Source organism: Psychrosphaera haliotis (genome assembly GCF_009728465.1).
GTDB classification, from domain to species: Bacteria; Pseudomonadota; Gammaproteobacteria; order Enterobacterales; family Alteromonadaceae; genus Psychrosphaera; species Psychrosphaera haliotis.
In genome coordinates this window covers 779,101-796,745 of record NZ_WOCD01000003.1, presented here as the reverse complement: position 1 = coordinate 796,745, position 17,645 = coordinate 779,101, and the positions used below count along the sequence as shown (strand labels likewise).

Here is a 17,645-nt window from a genome sequence, read left to right as displayed (position 1 = left end):
ATGATTAAGGCAGACTTACAATGGTTAACAACAGTGCTTGGTGTTTCACCAACGGGCACTGACAGTGTTGATTTAACCACTGCCATTGGAGAAATTTCCACAGATAGCAGAGCAATAAAGCCAGGCCAGATTTTTTTAGCGTTAAAAGGCCCAAACTTCGACGGCACTAAATTTGTTGCTCAAGTAAAAGACAAAGGGGCGGTTGCCGTTATTGTCGAAAGTCCAGTAGACACTGACATCGTTCAGTTTGTGGTAGAAGATTCGCTAATTGCGCTGGGACAGCTTGGTGCGGCGGTAGCACGTGAAGTGAACCCTAAGATTATCGCCATGACAGGCAGTGTGGGTAAAACGTCAGTTAAAGAAATGTGCGCGGCAATTATGTCATTAAAAGGTTCAGTGTTAGCCACTAATGGTAACTTTAACAACCAAATTGGTGTGCCATTAACGTTATTGCGCTTAGAGCCACAGCATGAGTTTGCCATTGTAGAGTTAGGTGCTAACCATATTGGTGAAATAGCTTATACCACCAACCTAACCAAGCCTAACGTAGCGATCTTAAACAACGTAGCTGAAGCGCATTTAGAAGGGTTTGGCGACATATTTGGTGTGGTACAAGCCAAAGGCGAAATCTTTAATGGCTTAACTGAAAATGGTTTGGCGATTGTCAATGGTGACTCAGAGCATAAAGACTATTGGCTTAATAAATTATCAGCGCAGTTTGAAAAAGTGCCAGGTAGAGTGGTTGAGTTTGGCCTAAATGCTGAAGTACAACAGCAAGATAATGGCATCACAGCCACTAACATTAAGTTGGACAAAACTGGTTGCGCGTCATTTACACTTCAATATCAAGGCAACAGCATCAGTATTGACCTTACACTTCCGGGTGAGCACAACGTGAAAAACGCATTGGCTGCATCGGCTGCCTGCATTGAATTAGGTGCAACGTTAGAAGATATCAAATTAGGTTTGGCTCAAATGGCTGCCGTTCAAGGGCGTGTAAACTTAAAACCTGTTTCTGACCAAGTACTACTAATCGATGATTCATACAATGCGAATGTTCAGTCCGTAAAAGCGGCCATTGATCTGCTAGCAAGTTATAAAGGCAAACAAGTTTTAGTTTTAGGTGACATGGCTGAGCTAGGCCATGAGTCAACTAAATTGCATGCAGAAGTTGGCGAATATGCGCTAAATAAAGGTATCCATCAGCTATATTCTTTTGGTGTATTAAGTCAGAGCTCATCGGATGTTCTTAAATCAAAAGGCATTCACTTTTCATCAAAACAAGCATTAACAGACACAATAAATAGTTACATAGAACAGCAGTTAACAGAACAACCGAATGGCAATATCACTGTACTGGTGAAAGGCTCACGTAGTGCCAAAATGGAACTCGTGGTTGAGCAAGTTATTGCAGATAACCAGCAGAATAGGATTTAAGGTAGGTACATTATGTTAGTTTGGTTGGCAGAATATTTAACACAATTTCATTCGGGCTTTAATGTCTTTTCTTACCTCACTTTTAGAGCGATTTTGAGCGTATTAACGGCAATGGGTTTGTCTTTATACTTTGGCCCTAAGTTAATTCGTCGATTGCAAAAAATGCAAATTGGCCAAACCGTTCGTGATGACGGTCCGGAAAGCCATTTTAGTAAAGCAGGTACGCCTACGATGGGCGGCTTGTTAATTTTGGCAAGCATTGTTGTTAGCACATTACTTTGGGCTGACTTAGACAATAAGTATGTTTGGGTTGTACTTGTTGTTGTGGTTGGTTACGGCATTGTTGGTTTTGTTGATGATTACCGAAAGGTGATTCGTAAAGACAGCAAGGGCTTGATCGCGCGTTGGAAGTATTTTTGGCAGTCAATTATTGCCATTGGTGTAGCAGTTTACTTGTATGCAACTGCGCAAAGCCCTGAAGAAACTGCACTGCTAGTGCCATTTTTCAAAGATATTATGCCGCAGTTAGGCATGATGTATTTATTAGTGGTGTACTTCACCTTAGTGGGAACAAGTAATGCCGTTAACTTAACTGACGGTCTTGATGGTTTAGCTATTGTACCAACGGTAATGGTAGCAGGTGCTTTGGCCTTGTTTGCCTACGTAACAAGTAACGTTAACTTCTCTGAATATTTACACATTCCTTATATACCTTTAGCCGATGAATTAACGGTGGTTTGTACGGCCATTGTTGGTGCTGGACTCGGTTTCCTATGGTTTAACACTTACCCAGCACAAGTATTTATGGGCGATGTTGGCTCTTTAGCATTAGGTGGCGCATTAGGCATTATTGCTGTGTTGGTTCGCCAAGAGTTAGTGCTGGTTATCATGGGCGGCGTATTTGTAATGGAAACGCTTTCGGTGATTTTGCAGGTAGGCTCATACAAATTAAGAGGCGAACGTGTGTTTAAAATGGCGCCTATTCATCACCATTACGAGTTGAGCGGTTGGCCAGAGCCTCGCGTTATTGTTCGATTTTGGATTATTTCTTTAGTGCTTGTTTTAGTTGGCATCGCCACGCTTAAACTTCGCTAATAAATTAGGAACGTCATGTACCAGCAAGCAGAGATATTACAACAGTTAAAAGCAAGCAAGGTTGCCTTATTTGGCCTTGGGCTTACTGGTATGTCTATGTTTAGGTATTTACAAAAGCATGACATTAAACCTGATGTATTTGACGGTAAGTTTGAAGCCGCAAGTAGCGCAAAAAACTCTGAGTTATTTGATGGGCTAAACACCCAATTTGGCAATATTACTGACACGCAATTTAATGGATACGAGTATTTGTTAATAAGCCCGGGTATTAGCTTAACAACGCCAGCCATTAGTAATGCCATCAAGAATGGCGTGCAAGTATTTTGTGATGTTGAACTGTTTGCTCGAGTAAATGTTAAGCCTGTGTTAGCGGTGACAGGGTCGAATGGTAAATCTACCGTTGTAGCTTGGCTTACTGATTTTTTGAATAGAGTCGGTAAAAAAGCGGTGGTATGCGGTAACTTTGGTGTGCCGGTTTTAGATGTTATTGACCAAGCGGTTGATGTTTTTGTTATTGAGCTTTCAAGTTTTCAGTTGGATACAACGGAAAGCCTTAAGTGCGAAGCCGCTACGGTACTGAACGTATCGCCAGATCATTTGGACAGATATGAGAGTTTTGAAGATTACGCGGCCAGTAAACGTAAAATTTATAAGCACGCTAAACTTGAAATTTACAACGCCAATGATGAGCTAACTTGGAATCAATCTGAACATGCTCAATCCTTTGGTTTAGAGAAAGCTGATTGGCAATACGTCCCTGACACACAGACTCTTTGTCAGAACGGGCAAGTTATTGCAGACTTTTCTACCTTTGCTTTAGCTGGGCATCATAACGGGCTAAATGCAGTATCTGTTTTGGCTTTAGCAAGCGCTGTAGGTATAGATGCTAAAAGTAACATAGACTCTTTGTCAGTATTTTCGGGCTTAACGCATCGTTGTCAGTTTGTTGTTGAGTTGAATAACGTTAAATTTATTGATGACTCTAAAGCTACAAATATTGCGTCATGTCAGGCTGCCATTAACGGTCTAGCGGCAAATAAGAATGTAATATTAATTGCTGGTGGTGATGCCAAAGGTGCTGAGCTTAGTGAATTATCCCTCGACATTCAAAATTACGTAAAACACGTGGTGGCCTTAGGTAAAGACAAACAGCAGTTTGTTCAGTTTGTTGATGACTCGTCATTAACCTTAGTAGAATCAATGCCTGAAGCCGTTCAAAAGGCCTACGCACAATCAAAACCAGGGGATATTGTTTTGTTGTCACCGGCTTGTGCAAGTATCGACATGTTTAGTAATTATCAAGCAAGAGCGGCCGCATTTATTGATGCTATTCACCATTTATCAAGTGGTGATGGCCATGAATAAAATAGGATTTGGATTAGTTAATTTAGCCCGTCATAAAACCAAAGAAGAGCAGGTTTTAGAGCCTCAATTTTATGACCGTTTTTTACTATTGATGACATTGTGTTTAATGTGCTTTGGTTGGATTATGGTGACGTCAGCGTCTATGCCCGTTGCCGAAAAGCTTTATAACAATGAGTATTACATTTCTATCAAGCACGCTGTTTTTATTGCGATCTCATTGATTTCTATGACTGTGGTTTTCATGTTTAGGATGGAGTGGTGGCGCAAGTACAATATGCATTTGTTGTTAGTGGCTATTGTTCTGTTGATACTCGTTTTACTGGTTGGTAATACGGTGAATGGTAGTCGTCGATGGTTGCCTCTCGGTATTTTTAATCTGCAAGCGGCGGAAGTCGCAAAGTTATTTTTCTTCGCATTTTTAGCTGGTTACATGGTTAGGCAACATGAGCAGCTGCTTGAAAATTTTAAAGGCTTTTTGAAACCACTGGGTGTGTTTACTGTTTTAGCGGTACTACTTCTACAACAGCCTGATTTAGGTACTGTTATTGTTATGTTTGTAACAACCATGGCGTTGCTATTTTTAGCTGGAGCTAGAATCTGGCAGTTTATCGCACTTATAGGTTCAGGTTTGATGGCCGTAGTTAGCTTGATCTTATTAGAACCTTATCGTTTACGTCGGGTAACTTCATTTTTAGATCCTTGGGCTGACCCATTTGGCTCAGGCTATCAGTTAACACAGTCATTAATGGCTTATGGTCGAGGTGACTGGGCTGGTTTAGGATTAGGGAATTCAATTCAAAAACTTGATTACTTACCTGAGGCACACACTGACTTTATTGCCGCTGTTATTGCTGAAGAATTAGGTTTTGTTGGCCTGTCGATTCTTGTTGTTGTACTTGGTGTGTTAGTTCATAGAATTCTTCGTATCGGCTCAAAAGCCATGGAAAAAGAAGAGCACTACAACGGTTACTTTGCATATGCTATCGGCATTTGGGTCGCTTTTCAGGTATTTGTTAATATTGGTGCAAGCACCGGGCTGCTGCCAACAAAGGGTTTAACATTACCTTTTATTTCCTACGGCGGTAGTAGCCTCATATTATTTAGTATAGCCATGGCGGTTGTGCTTCGTATTGACTACGAACTGCGCCAAAAAGAAGACGTTGAATTAGAAGTTATATCAGAAGAAGGTGCCGATTATGAACACATCACCTAAAGCCTTAATTATGGCTGGCGGCACTGGTGGACATATATTCCCTGGTATCGCTTTGGCAAATGCACTTAAAGCTAAAGGCTGGCAAGTAAGCTGGATTGGTACGGCCGATAGAATGGAAGCCGATATTGTTCCTAAACATAATATTGATATTAACTTTATTGATGTTAAAGGTGTTCGCGGTAACGGTATAAAGCGACTCTTGTCTATGCCATTCATGCTGTTAAACGCTTTTTTGCAAGCAAGAAAAATATTGGCTGAGTTAAAACCAGATATTGTTGTGGGTTTTGGCGGTTACGCATCTGGTCCCGGTGGCATTGCAGCAAAGTCATTGGGCATACCATTGTTGCTTCATGAGCAAAATGCGGTCATGGGCATGACAAATCGTTATTTAAGTAAAATAGCGTTAAAAACACTATTAGCTTTTCCGTTGTCGAAACCTGTTTCTAATAGCGAAAAGTTTGAAGTAATTGGTAACCCAGTTCGAGACGAAATAAGTAGCCTAAATAAATTGCCTAAACGGTTGATTAACGCACAATCGGCGAAACATATTTTAGTGATTGGTGGTAGTCTAGGCGCTAGAGTTTTTAATCAAAAATTGCCTGGTTTGTTGGCGCATTTTATTGCTGATGAAGCGTCGATAAAAGTTCGACACCAAGCTGGTAAAAACAACACCGATGAGGTGAGCCGCGGATATCGAAATGCCGGTTTTGCGGAAGAGCAGTTAGTAATCTCAGATTTTATTGACGATATGAAAGATGCTTATGCTTGGGCTGACATTGTAATTTGTCGAGCTGGAGCTCTTACGGTTTCAGAAGTGGCTGCGTCGGGTAATGCGGCGATTTTCGTTCCATTGCCATATGCTGTGGATGATCATCAAACTGCAAACGCAAACTGGCTTGTTTCAGTTGATGCGGCAAGGTTAATTGATCAAAAAGAACTAGATACAGAAATGCCTGCGGTGCTGCGAGAATTATTACATGCGCCTACTTTGATATCAGAGATGCAGCAACGCGCAGGGCAAAATGCAAATTTAAGTACAACTGACCGCATGTTAAGTTTGTGCCAAGCTATTGGAAGAAAGTAAGTGAGTATTCAAGACAATATAGTTAACCCAGCGATGCGCCGCATGCAAACCTTACATTTTATTGGTATAGGTGGAGCAGGCATGGGTGGCATCGCCGAGGTTTTGCTTAACGAAGGTTATAAAGTTACTGGCTCTGACATAAATGAAAATGCAGTGGTGCAGCGACTCAAAGGTTTAGGCGCCACTATTACCATTGGCCATGTTAAAGAAAGTGTTGAAAATGCAAGTGTTGTTGTTGTCTCAAGTGCCATTGATGAAACGAATGTAGAGATTATCACCGCACGAGAAAAACGTATCCCGATTGTTCGCCGCGCTGAAATGTTAGCCGAGCTAATGCGATTCAGATTTGGTATCGCCATTGCCGGTACACACGGTAAAACAACAACGACAAGTCTTATTGCCAGCATTTTTGCCGAAGCACAGCTTGACCCAACATTTATTATTGGTGGCTTACTAAATAGTGCGGGTACTAACGCTAGGTTAGGCAAAAGCAGATATTTAATAGCTGAAGCCGACGAGAGCGATGCGTCGTTCCTGCATTTGCAGCCTCTTATATCGGTGGTAACAAATATCGAAGCAGACCATATGGAAACTTATGGTGGTGACTTTGAACAAATGAAGCGTACCTACGTTGATTTCCTTCATAACCTGCCTTTTTACGGTTTAGCAACAATGTGTGGTGACGATCCCGTAGTATTAAAACTAGCTAAAGACTTAGGTAGAAGAGTGGTTACCTATGGTTTTGAAGCGCATAACGACTATGTCATCAGTGACTTTGAGCAAAACGAAACTAGAACCACATTTACCGTTGTTCACAATGAAAAGTCATTAAAATTATCTTTAAACCTGCCTGGGCGACACAATGCATTAAATGCAACGGCAGCCGTTGCTGTTTCATATGAAGAAGGCATTGAAGACAAGTACATAATAAGTGCACTTGAAAAATTTGAAGGTATCGGCCGACGTTTCCAACAATATGGTGACTTTGAAACTGGCAAAGGTAACGTCAAATTGATGGATGATTATGGTCATCATCCAACTGAAGTTGCAGCCACGATAGATGCAGTAAGAGCTGCCTGGCCAGAAAAACGCATTGTTATGTGTTATCAGCCTCATCGTTACAGCCGTACTCGTGACTTATACGACGACTTTACACATGTTTTATCAAAGGTTGACTGCTTGTTATTGCTTGAAGTTTATTCTGCGGGCGAAAAGCCAATTGCCGGAGCGGATGGTCGTAGCTTAGCCCAGTCTATAAGACAGCGAAACGTGATAGATCCAATTTTTGTGGCTAAGCCAGAACAGTTGCCTAGTCAGTTAGCGCACGTTATCCAAGATGGTGATGTCGTTATTACTCAAGGCGCTGGTAATATTAACTCGGTGATTAAAACGTTAATTGAATGCGACATGAAAGTAGAGAACCTTCTGAAGGTAACCGAACTATGAAGTCAGTAGACGTAGCCAAGTTTGGAAAAGTAGCGGTTATGTTCGGTGGTACATCTGCAGAGCGTGAAGTCTCTATGAATTCGGGTAAAGCGGTATTAGCAGCACTTGAAGAAGTTGGTGTTGATGCACATGGTTTTGACCCAAAATTTGACTATCTTGACGACTTAATAAATAAAGACTTTGACCGTGTATTTATTGTTCTTCACGGTCGCGGTGGGGAAGATGGAAGTTTACAAGGTGCATTAAAGTTAATGGGCTTGCCGTTTACCGGCTCTGGACCTCAAGGGTCAGCTTTTGCAATGGACAAGGTTAGAAGTAAATATTTGTTTAAAGGTGCTGACTTACCGTCAGCTCCATTTGCGGTTGTTAAGAAAGGTAAGCATTTTGACAGTAAAGCAATTTTAGACAGTTTGTCTGGAAGAGTGATGGTTAAGCCAGCTAATGAAGGTTCAAGTATTGGAATGTCTCAAGCGAGTACGCCAGAAGAATTGAACAAAGCGATTGAAACCGCCTTTAAATTTGATAACGAAGTATTGGTAGAGCAATGGGTAGTTGGCCGAGAGATTACCGCTACTATCGTTGACGGACAAGCTATGCCGTTAATAGAAATGCGTACGCCAAATGAGTTTTATGACTACGAAGCGAAGTATAAAAGTACAAACACGGAATATTTATGCCCAGCACCGCTGAATGGCGAATTAACGGCTCGTATTCAAGAGCTGGCCGTCGAAGCATTTGAACTAGTAGGTGCAACCTGTTGGGGAAGAGTGGATTTTTTACTGGATGAGAATGAACAACCGTACCTTTTAGAAATAAATACAGTACCAGGAATGACAACATCATCGCTTGTCCCTAAGTCTGCAGCGCAACATGGCATGTCATTTAATGACTTAGTTATGACTATTTTGTCGCAAACTTTAGCGCCTGAAATTGCTGTAAAAGAGACGGGAATCTAGTGGTGAAAACAAAGTCCGTTAGAAAGTGGCAAAAATCGAGCTTTTTAGTTGGATTTGTTTTCTTTTTAACGGTTATTTTATTGTTTGTATGGGGTTATAATAGCCTGTTCAAATGGGCACAGAACAAAAATGACGTACCTATTAATGAAGTCGTGATTCACGGGCAGTTATCGTATATAAACCGTGATGAATTAGAGAATAAAATTACGCAGCAGTTAGACGGTAGTTTTTTTACCCTGGATGTTGCGAAGTTGCAGTACAAGCTTGAAGAAAACCCATGGGTTTACGGTGTGTCGATTCGTAAAGAATGGCCAAGGAAAATCCACGTTTTTGTGGTTGAGCAAGATGTATATGCAGTTTGGAACAATGACCTTCTGTTAAATAAGTTTGGTGATGTATTTTATGCCGATGGCGTTGAAGTACCAAAGAGCTTGCCAAGACTATATGGCCCAGAAGGCAATGAAAAAGATGTATTAAAAGGTTATGTGCAAATGCAACATTTATTGGATTTGCACCAGTTTAAAATAAGTGAACTAGTACTGTCAGAGCGATATGCATGGCAGATCTGGTTAGAGCGAAGTATCCATCTAAACTTGGGACGCTCTGAAAAGATGAAACGGGTACAACGATTTGTTGATTTGTACCCTCTTTTGTCTGACTATAGCGGTAAGGAAATCGCTCGTGTGGATTTACGCTACGACATAGGCTTGGCCGTGTCTTGGCGGGATAACAATAATAACGAAAGCTAAGTGCGATAAGCGGATAATATGAGTTCAAGTGCGAAAGCCAATGACAGAAATTTAATAGTAGGCCTTGATGTCGGTACTTCAAAGGTATCTGCTGTGGTTGGTGAAATAACGCCAGACCAACAAATTAGTATTGTTGGGGTTGGTCACCATGTAAGCCATGGTATGGACAAAGGCGGTGTGAACGACTTAAACCTCGTTATCGGCTCTGTTCAAAACGCAATTAATGAAGCTGAGCTAATGGCAGACTGTAGAATATCTTCAGTTTACTTAGCAATCAGCGGTAAGCACATTTCGTGTCAAAACGAGAGTGGTATGGTGCCAATTCATGACTCTGAAGTAACCGCTGAAGATGTTGAAAATGTAATACATGCTGCTAAAGCTGTACCAATGGCAGCTGAACGCAAAATGTTGCACGTTATGCCACAAGAGTTTTCGGTTGATATGCAAGAGGGCATTAAAAGCCCAATTGGCATGTCTGGCGTACGTATGGAAGCTAAAGTTCATATTGTGACTTGTTCAAATGATATGGCCAAAAACATTGTTAAGTGTGTAGAACGCTGCGAATTGAAAGAAGATCAATTGATTTTTAGTGCGTTAGCCTCAAGTTATGCAGTATTAACAGAAGATGAAAAAGAGTTAGGTGTTTGTGTTGTTGATATGGGTGGCGGTACACTAGATATCGCTATTTATGCAAATGGTGCAATTCGCCATTCAGCAGTGTTACCTGTTGCTGGTAACCAAGTAACAAATGATATCGCTAAGATTTTCCGCACGCCAATAGGACATGCAGAAGATATAAAAGTGAAGTATGGAGTGGCTTATAAAAACCTAGCCAGTTCAGAAGACAATATTGAAGTACCTAGTGTTGGAGGTCGACCTGCAAGAATTATGTCGCGCCACACATTAGCCGAGGTTATAGAGCCTCGTTATCAAGAAATATACGAATTGATTTTGGATGAGATTCGAAAATCTGGTTTAGAAGAGCAAATTGCTGCAGGCATAGTTTTAACAGGTGGTACGGCCAAAATGACCGGTGCTGTTGACTACGCAGAGCAAATTTTTCAAATGCCAGTTCGAATTGGAACGCCAATTGGCGTCAAAGGACTAACTGAGTACGTGCAAGACCCAAGCTATGCTACGGCGGTTGGTTTGTTGTTATATGGAATGGAAAAGCAACAAACAAACGAGGACGAAAAACCGCAAGATTGGTGGCAGCGGATTGCAAGTTGGTTCAAAGGCGAATTTTAAGAATTTAAAGACGGAGAGAATGACAATGTATGAGTTAATGGATAATCATAACGAAGAAGCAGTCATCAAAGTATTTGGTGTTGGCGGTGGTGGCGGTAACGCAGTTGACCACATGGTTAAAGAGTCTATTGAAGGTGTTGACTTTATTGCTGCGAATACAGATGCGCAAGCATTACGTAATTCAGCTGCAGGTACAACATTACAAATTGGTACTGAAGTAACAAAAGGCTTAGGTGCTGGCGCGAACCCAGAAGTAGGGCGACAGTCTGCTTTGGAAGATCGCGAAAATATTGCTGCGGCAATGCAAGGTGCCGATATGGTATTTATTGCAGCGGGCATGGGTGGTGGTACAGGTACAGGTGCCGCTCCAGTGGTTGCTGAAGTTGCTAAAGATTTAGGTATTTTAACCGTAGCAGTGGTTACTAAGCCTTTTGCCTTTGAAGGTAAAAAGCGTTTAGCTTTTGCGGATCACGGTATTCAAGACTTGTCTCGTAGTGTTGATTCACTAATTACTATTCCGAATGACAAGCTGTTAAAAGTATTAGGTCCTAAAACTAGTTTATTAGACGCCTTTAAAGAAGCAAACAACGTACTATTAGGTGCGGTTCAGGGTATTGCTGAGCTAATAACTCGTCCAGGATTGATCAATGTTGACTTCGCCGACGTAAAAACAGTGATGTCTGAAATGGGCACGGCTATGATGGGTACAGGTACTGCATCTGGTCCTGATAGAGCGCAAGAAGCTGCAGAAGCGGCTATTGCCTCGCCATTACTTGAAGATATTGACCTTGCTGGTGCCAAAGGTATCTTAGTTAATATCACGGCCGGTATGGATATCAGCATTGAAGAATTTGAAACAGTTGGTAACACAGTAAAAGCATTTGCATCTGAAAATGCAACGGTTGTTGTTGGTGCTGTAATTGACATGGACATGGCTGAAGAGTTGCGTGTTACTGTAGTAGCAACTGGCATCGGCGGTGACAAGCGTGCTGATATTTCATTGGTACAACAGCCACAAATGACGCATGCAGTAGGTAATACTCAGACGGTTACAGCTAGTAAGCCAGCAGCGCAGGCAATGCCTGAGCAAAAAGCATTATTAGAGCCAGAAGAGAAAAAAGACGAAGCAGAAAGCATCTTTGACATTCCTGCTTTTCTTAGAAAACAAGCTGATTAAAAAGTGTACTATTGATCTGAGGTCTGATCTGTCGTATAATGTGCGCCGCTTTTTAGATTAGGTATTAGATAAGAGGTTTATCACGTAAATATGATTAAACAACGTACAATAAAATCACCTGTTACATCAACAGGGATTGGATTACATAAAGGTGAGAAGGTTACATTAACTCTCCGTCCTGCTGCCGAAAATACAGGTATTGTATTTCTGCGCACCGACCTTACGCCTGTAGCTGAGTTTAAGTCGTCTCCTGAATTGGTTGGCGATACTCAAATGTGTACGTGTTTAATTAATGATGCGGGCCAACGCTTGTCTACCACTGAGCATTTAATGGCGGCGATCGCTAGTTTAGCAATTGATAACTTAATTGTTGAAGTAGACGCAGCTGAGATCCCAATTATGGATGGTAGTTCATTACCATTTATATACTTGATGCAACAAGCAGAAGTGATTGAGCAAAACAGCTTACGTCGTTACATTAAAGTGACTAAACCTGTTCGTGTTGACTTAGGCGATAAATGGGCTGAGTTACGTCCATATGATGGTTTTAAAGTTGATTTCAGAATTGAGTTTGATCACCCTGCAATCACACAGTCTAAGCAACGAATTCAGTTAGACATTACGGCTGAGTCGTTTCTAAAGCAAATTAGTCGTGCCCGTACTTTTGGCTTTATGCGAGATATTGAATACCTACGTAACAATAATCTAGCACTAGGCGGAAACATGGATAACGCAATTGTTTTAGATGAATACAGAGTATTAAACCCAGACGGTCTTCGTTATGAAGATGAGTTTGTGAAGCACAAAATTCTTGATGCTGTTGGTGATTTATATATGACAGGTACTCCGCTGTTAGCTGAGTTTGTTGCATTCAAATCTGGCCATGACTTAAACAACAAAGTATTGGTTGAGTTAATGAAGCAGCAAGATTGTTGGGAATACGTAACTTTTGGCGAAGAAGCACCAGAAGGCGTGACCGCAGCGATTCCACAAATGGCGTAAAACGCTTTGTGATTAAAAATTCAAATTAGAACGCAGCTTAGTCTGCGTTTTTTTATGCGTAAAGATTTCTTTCCCTTATTTCCCTCGAGCAATTGATAAAGCTTTTCTTGGAACCCATATCTTTTGGTATATTGATGCCCAACATATATAGGCGTTTTGAGCCTTAATAAACTAATAACAATATTAAAGAATTGTAAGAATATAGGGGAAGGTAATGGCTGACTTGTTTGATAACCCAATGGGGTTGAACGGTTTTGAATTTGTAGAATTCTGTGCACCTGAGAAGGGCATTTTAGAAACAATGTTTTCGTCAATGGGCTTTACTAAAGTTGCCCGTCACCGTTCTAAAGACGTTGAATTATGGCGTCAAGGCGACATCAACTTCATTACAAACTATGAAAAAGGCAGCCACGCAGATTATTATGCACAAGAGCATGGTCCTTCAGCGTGTGGTTTAGCGTTCCGTGTTAAAGACGCTCAATTTGCACATTCAGAAGCCGTACGTAAAGGTGCGCAACCAGTAGAAGTTGATACTGGTCACATGGAACTTCGTTTACCAGCAATCAAAGGTATTGGCGGTGCTAACTTATATCTTATCGACCGTTATAAAGATGGCGAAAGCATTTATGACATCGACTTTGTATGGCTAGAAGGTGTTGACCGTCGTCCAGAAGGTTGTGGTTTCCACACGTTAGATCACTTAACGCACAATGTTTACCGTGGTCGCATGGGTTACTGGGCTGACTATTACTCAAATCTATTTAACTTCCGCGAAATACGCTACTTTGATATTAAAGGTGAATACACAGGTTTGTTATCTAAAGCGATGACAGCGCCAGACGGTAAAATTCGTATTCCTCTAAACGAAGAAGCTGCCGGTGGTGGTGGTCAAATTGAAGAGTTCTTAATGCAGTACAACGGTGAAGGCATCCAACATATAGCCTTCTCTTGTGATGACTTATTAGCATGTTGGGATAAACTTAAAGCCTCAGGTGTTGAGTTCATGACTGCGCCTCCAGCAACATACTACGAAATGTTGGAAGAGCGTTTACCAGGTCATGGCGAGCCAGTTGATGAACTTAAAATGCGCGGTATTTTATTAGACGGTACTACTGAAGGTGGTCAACCTCGTCTATTGCTTCAAATTTTCTCTGCTCCAGCATTAGGGCCTGTTTTCTTTGAATTTATTCAACGTAAAGAAGATGACGGTTTTGGTGAAGGCAACTTTAAAGCACTATTTGAATCAATTGAACGTGACCAAGTTGCTCGTGGCGTTATTGGTGACGACAAATAAGTTCGTCGTAAATACTCTGTTTTGTAATCGTGGCTGTAGTTACAGTCACGCCTACATCAAAAAGGTAATATTATGAAAATCAATCGAATTCACCATGTTGCATATCGCTGTAAAGATGCAAAAGAAACAGTAGAGTTTTACCGTGATCTATTAGATATGGACTTTCAATTGGCCATTGCTGAAGACAAAGTCCCTTCTACCGGCGAACCAGATCCATATATGCATGTGTTTTTAGATGCAGGTCAAGGTAACGTATTAGCATTTTTCGAAATTCCAAATGCACCAGAAATGGGCCGTGATACAAACACTCCAGCTTGGGTACAGCACATTGCATTTGAAGTTGGCTCGATGGACGAATTAACTGAAGCAAAAGATCGTTTAGAAGCGGCTGGTGTTGACGTTTTAGGTCCAACTGACCATACCATCTTTAAGTCTATCTACTTCTTTGATCCAAACGGACACAGAATTGAGTTAGCAGCGAATACTGACAAGCCGGGTATGTTAAACGAATTAAAACGTGTTGCTCCAGATATGTTAGACGAGTGGGCACGAACTAAAAAAGCGCCAAACCATGCTGCATGGTTACACAGTGGCGAAGATTTCAAATCAGAATCGTAAGGAATAATTAATGAAATTAGCAAGTTTAAAGTCTGGTCGTGACGGTCAGCTAGTGGTTGTTAACTCAAGCCTAACAAAAATGATTTCAGCGACAGATGTTGCACCAACGATGCAAGCCGCTATCGATAATTGGTCTGATGCAGAGCCTAAGTTACAAGCGTTATTTTCAAAGCTAGAAAGTGGCGAAGTTGCTGGTGAAGATTTTAATCAAGCCGACTGTCACTCTCCATTACCGCGTGCATATCAATGGGCTGACGGTTCTGCGTATGTAAACCACGTAGAGCTTGTTCGTAAAGCGAGGAATGCAGAAATGCCAGCGAGTTTCTGGACCGACCCTCTAATGTACCAAGGTGGTTCAGACAGCTTTTTAGCGCCACAGTCTCCAATAGTAATGCCAACGACAGAAGGTTTTGGTGTTGATTTTGAAGCTGAAGTTGCAATTATCACTGATGATGTCCCTATGGGCGTAAGTGCAGAAGACGCGCTTAACCACATCAAACTAATCATGATTGTTAACGACGTTTCTTTACGTGGGCTTATCCCTAACGAACTAGGCAAAGGCTTTGGTTTCTTCCAATCTAAACCTTCTAGTGCCTTTGCTCCGGTTTGTGTAACACCTAAACAGTTAGGTGATGCATGGTCTGACGGTAAACTGTCGTTACCGCTTGTTTCTACTTTAAACAACGAAATGTTTGGTAAGCCAGAAGCCGGTGTTGATATGACATTTAACTTTGGCCAACTAGTAGCGCATGCTGCACGTACTCGTCCATTATGTGCGGGTACTGTAATTGGTTCAGGTACTGTGTCTAATAAACTAGATGGCGGCCCAGGAAAGCCAGTTGCTGAAGGTGGAGTAGGTTACAGCTGTTTAGCGGAAATCCGTATGATTGAAACAATTAATCATGGTGCACCTAAAACAGCGTTTATGCAGTTTGGTGATAATATCAAAATTGAAATGTTTGATAAGTCAGGCGAATCTATATTCGGTCAAATAAACCAAGACCTAGTAAAGCAAAGCTAATGCAGCAACGTATTTAAAATACGCTTTACATCAAATAAAAAAAGCCTTGTTTTTCAGCAAGGTTTTTTTGTTTCTAAGGCTTTTCCATAGGCGACAAACGAATTTAAATCTGCCATGATAAATTTATAAGGGTTTATAATTTAAGCAAGGACCAAAATGACAGTTTCCACTAGCGAGTTATTTGAGTTATTAAAAGCCAGTAATGACTTTAGTGAATTGTCTGCTGAGGTGCTATTGGAGCTTGCTAAATCTTTGCGTTTAGAGACGGTGCCAGGCGGCACAAAGTTTATTAAAGAAGGCTCCGACGCTGACTCATTATTTTTGTTGGTGAGTGGACGCTTACGGGTCAGCAGAACAATACATGATGGTAACAAACTCATGTATAACGAAGTATTACCTGGTGATTGTATTGGTGAAACCAGTATGATCTTAAGGCAAGCCAGAACCGCTGATATATCGGCAACTAGAGAATCAGTGGTTGCGATATTAGATTACCCGCAATATGAAGAGTTAGTAAAACAGTTTCCAGTAGAGCTCAATCGAGCATTTTCAAATGCAATATACCGCCATTTACGTCACGAGCGGCAAGTTGATAAACGACGTCGCGCCCAAAGTTTTTATATATTGCCTATTCACGATTCTATAGATGTAAATGCGTTTAGCGACAATTTATACATTGCTCTGTCTGAATATGGGAAATGCCAAGTACTCGATGGTCACTACTTTGAAGATGTAGAAAGTCATGGCCGAGAATTAGATCAAATAGAATCCATTAATGATTATATTGTTTTTAAAGGCGCCCCTACCTTTGATGATAAACAAAAAGCGAACTTTGAACATGCAGATCAATTGGTTCTAGTAGCGGACGGGTCGTTATCAACCGAGTTATCTCCAATTGAGAATAGTTTACTCGAACACCCTAACTTTTTGTTGATGCGACGTCACTTAGCTTTAGTTTTCCAGATAAAACTACCTTTTCAGCCGATCGCCTATTATGGAATAAAGAACGCGATGCAGAACGTGTTTATCCTGTTAAATACAGTCAATTAGGCGACTTTCAGCGGCTGTCACGTTTTCTATTAGAAAAAGCCGTCGGGCTAGTACTTGGTGGCGGTGGGGCAAGAGGTTTTGCACACTTAGGAGTTATCAAGGCCTTTGAAGAAGCGGGCATTCCCATTGATATTATTGGTGGTAACAGTATGGGGGCGTTAATAGGTGCAAGTTATGTTGCTGGGGTTCCCCGAGAACAAATCCATCTAGAGATATTAAAGCATGCAAAAGGCGGGATGAAGCTGACATTCCCAGTTGTTTCAATTATGTCTAATAGAAATTTATCTGGCGCATTTCAGGAAGCGTTAGGCGATATTAATATTGAGAATTTGTGGACACCTTTTTTTGCCGCAGCATGCAATCTTACTGACGCAGAAACGGCGGTACTTGATCATGGTCCTCTATGGAAAGCCGTACTTGCAAGCAACTCCCCTGCAGGGCTATTTCCGCCGGTGATAAGTGAAGGTAACTTATTGGTGGATGGTGCAATATTAGAGAACGTGCCAGTAAAAGCGATGCGTCAAAGACTGAGTACACCATTAGAGCGACGTCGAGGTAATGGTTTAGTCATTGCCATTGATGTGGATGTGCGAGGACGCTTTTCCGTAGACACAGAAACGCTTGAGTTAAATACATGGAAAAAAGTGAAGTCTCACTTCAGTCGCAAACAGGATACCTTGCCAGGTATTGTAGATATATTGATGCAAGTTGCTCATATTGGCGGTTTATCACAGCGTCAACAAACCAAACGTGGTGCCGACATATACCTAGAGCCTCCGCTATCTGAGTATAAAATTATGGACTATAAAAAAGCCGAGCAAATTATAGAAGTGGGCTACCAATTTACGTTGGAACACATAGCTGAATTAAAGGAACAGGCAGGGTTGTAG

Annotated in this window: 16 protein-coding genes; all 16 read left to right on the top strand. The window is 41.4% G+C overall.

The features are described 5' to 3' along the window. The 16 genes from GNP35_RS08435 to GNP35_RS08360 all read left to right on the top strand — a co-directional run bounded on the left by GNP35_RS08435 (nt 1) and on the right by GNP35_RS08360 (nt 17,645). Complete coding sequence (locus GNP35_RS08435) at nt 1-1,437, top strand: UDP-N-acetylmuramoyl-tripeptide--D-alanyl-D-alanine ligase (protein WP_155695684.1); 1,437 nt, start codon at nt 1-3, stop codon at nt 1,435-1,437. 12 nt (nt 1,438-1,449) lie between these two features. Next, nucleotides 1,450-2,532, top strand: a complete 1,083-nt coding sequence (gene mraY, locus GNP35_RS08430; protein WP_155695683.1) for a phospho-N-acetylmuramoyl-pentapeptide-transferase — start codon at nt 1,450-1,452, stop codon at nt 2,530-2,532. Nucleotides 2,533-2,547: 15 nt separating this feature from the next. Continuing rightward, a complete protein-coding gene (murD, locus tag GNP35_RS08425; protein ID WP_155695682.1) occupies nt 2,548-3,897 on the top strand; it encodes a UDP-N-acetylmuramoyl-L-alanine--D-glutamate ligase in 1,350 nt (449 codons plus the stop codon). Further along, nucleotides 3,890-5,110 (top strand): cell division protein FtsW, encoded by a 1,221-nt coding sequence (ftsW, locus tag GNP35_RS08420; RefSeq protein ID WP_155695681.1) that lies wholly within the window; start codon nt 3,890-3,892, stop codon nt 5,108-5,110. Before murD ends, ftsW begins: the two co-directional genes overlap by 8 nt. Further along, the gene (murG, locus tag GNP35_RS08415) at nt 5,094-6,194 is read left to right on the top strand and encodes an undecaprenyldiphospho-muramoylpentapeptide beta-N-acetylglucosaminyltransferase (protein WP_155695680.1); all 1,101 of its coding nucleotides are present in this window, start codon (nt 5,094-5,096) and stop codon (nt 6,192-6,194) included. The genes ftsW and murG overlap by 17 nt, the downstream gene beginning before the upstream one ends. A gap of 33 nt (nt 6,195-6,227) precedes the next feature. After that, entirely contained in the window at nt 6,228-7,640 is a 1,413-nt protein-coding gene (murC, locus tag GNP35_RS08410) for a UDP-N-acetylmuramate--L-alanine ligase (protein ID WP_155696081.1), read from the top strand. Further along, entirely contained in the window at nt 7,637-8,596 is a 960-nt protein-coding gene (locus GNP35_RS08405; RefSeq protein WP_155695679.1) for a D-alanine--D-alanine ligase, read from the top strand. Before murC ends, GNP35_RS08405 begins: the two co-directional genes overlap by 4 nt. Before the next feature lie 2 nt (nt 8,597-8,598). Further along, entirely contained in the window at nt 8,599-9,345 is a 747-nt protein-coding gene (locus tag GNP35_RS08400) for a cell division protein FtsQ/DivIB (protein WP_155695678.1), read from the top strand. Between the two features lie 18 nt (nt 9,346-9,363). Beyond that, nucleotides 9,364-10,593: a cell division protein FtsA gene (gene ftsA, locus GNP35_RS08395; RefSeq protein WP_155695677.1), complete on the top strand. Its 1,230-nt coding sequence runs from the start codon at nt 9,364-9,366 to the stop codon at nt 10,591-10,593. Between the two features lie 25 nt (nt 10,594-10,618). Next, entirely contained in the window at nt 10,619-11,770 is a 1,152-nt protein-coding gene (gene ftsZ, locus GNP35_RS08390) for a cell division protein FtsZ (RefSeq protein WP_155695676.1), read from the top strand. A gap of 90 nt (nt 11,771-11,860) precedes the next feature. Continuing rightward, the gene (lpxC, locus tag GNP35_RS08385) at nt 11,861-12,772 is read left to right on the top strand and encodes a UDP-3-O-acyl-N-acetylglucosamine deacetylase (RefSeq protein ID WP_155695675.1); all 912 of its coding nucleotides are present in this window, start codon (nt 11,861-11,863) and stop codon (nt 12,770-12,772) included. A 214-nt stretch (nt 12,773-12,986) separates the two neighbouring features. Then, on the top strand, nt 12,987-14,066 hold the full coding sequence (gene hppD, locus GNP35_RS08380) for a 4-hydroxyphenylpyruvate dioxygenase (protein ID WP_155695674.1): 1,080 nt from the start codon (nt 12,987-12,989) through the stop codon (nt 14,064-14,066). A 72-nt stretch (nt 14,067-14,138) separates the two neighbouring features. Next, entirely contained in the window at nt 14,139-14,684 is a 546-nt protein-coding gene (locus GNP35_RS08375; RefSeq protein WP_155695673.1) for a VOC family protein, read from the top strand. Between the two features lie 10 nt (nt 14,685-14,694). Then, nucleotides 14,695-15,705 (top strand): fumarylacetoacetate hydrolase family protein, encoded by a 1,011-nt coding sequence (locus GNP35_RS08370; protein WP_155695672.1) that lies wholly within the window; start codon nt 14,695-14,697, stop codon nt 15,703-15,705. Between the two features lie 156 nt (nt 15,706-15,861). Continuing rightward, nucleotides 15,862-16,755 (top strand): Crp/Fnr family transcriptional regulator, encoded by an 894-nt coding sequence (locus GNP35_RS08365; RefSeq protein WP_155695671.1) that lies wholly within the window; start codon nt 15,862-15,864, stop codon nt 16,753-16,755. A gap of 14 nt (nt 16,756-16,769) precedes the next feature. Further along, a complete protein-coding gene (locus GNP35_RS08360; protein ID WP_155695670.1) occupies nt 16,770-17,645 on the top strand; it encodes a patatin-like phospholipase family protein in 876 nt (291 codons plus the stop codon).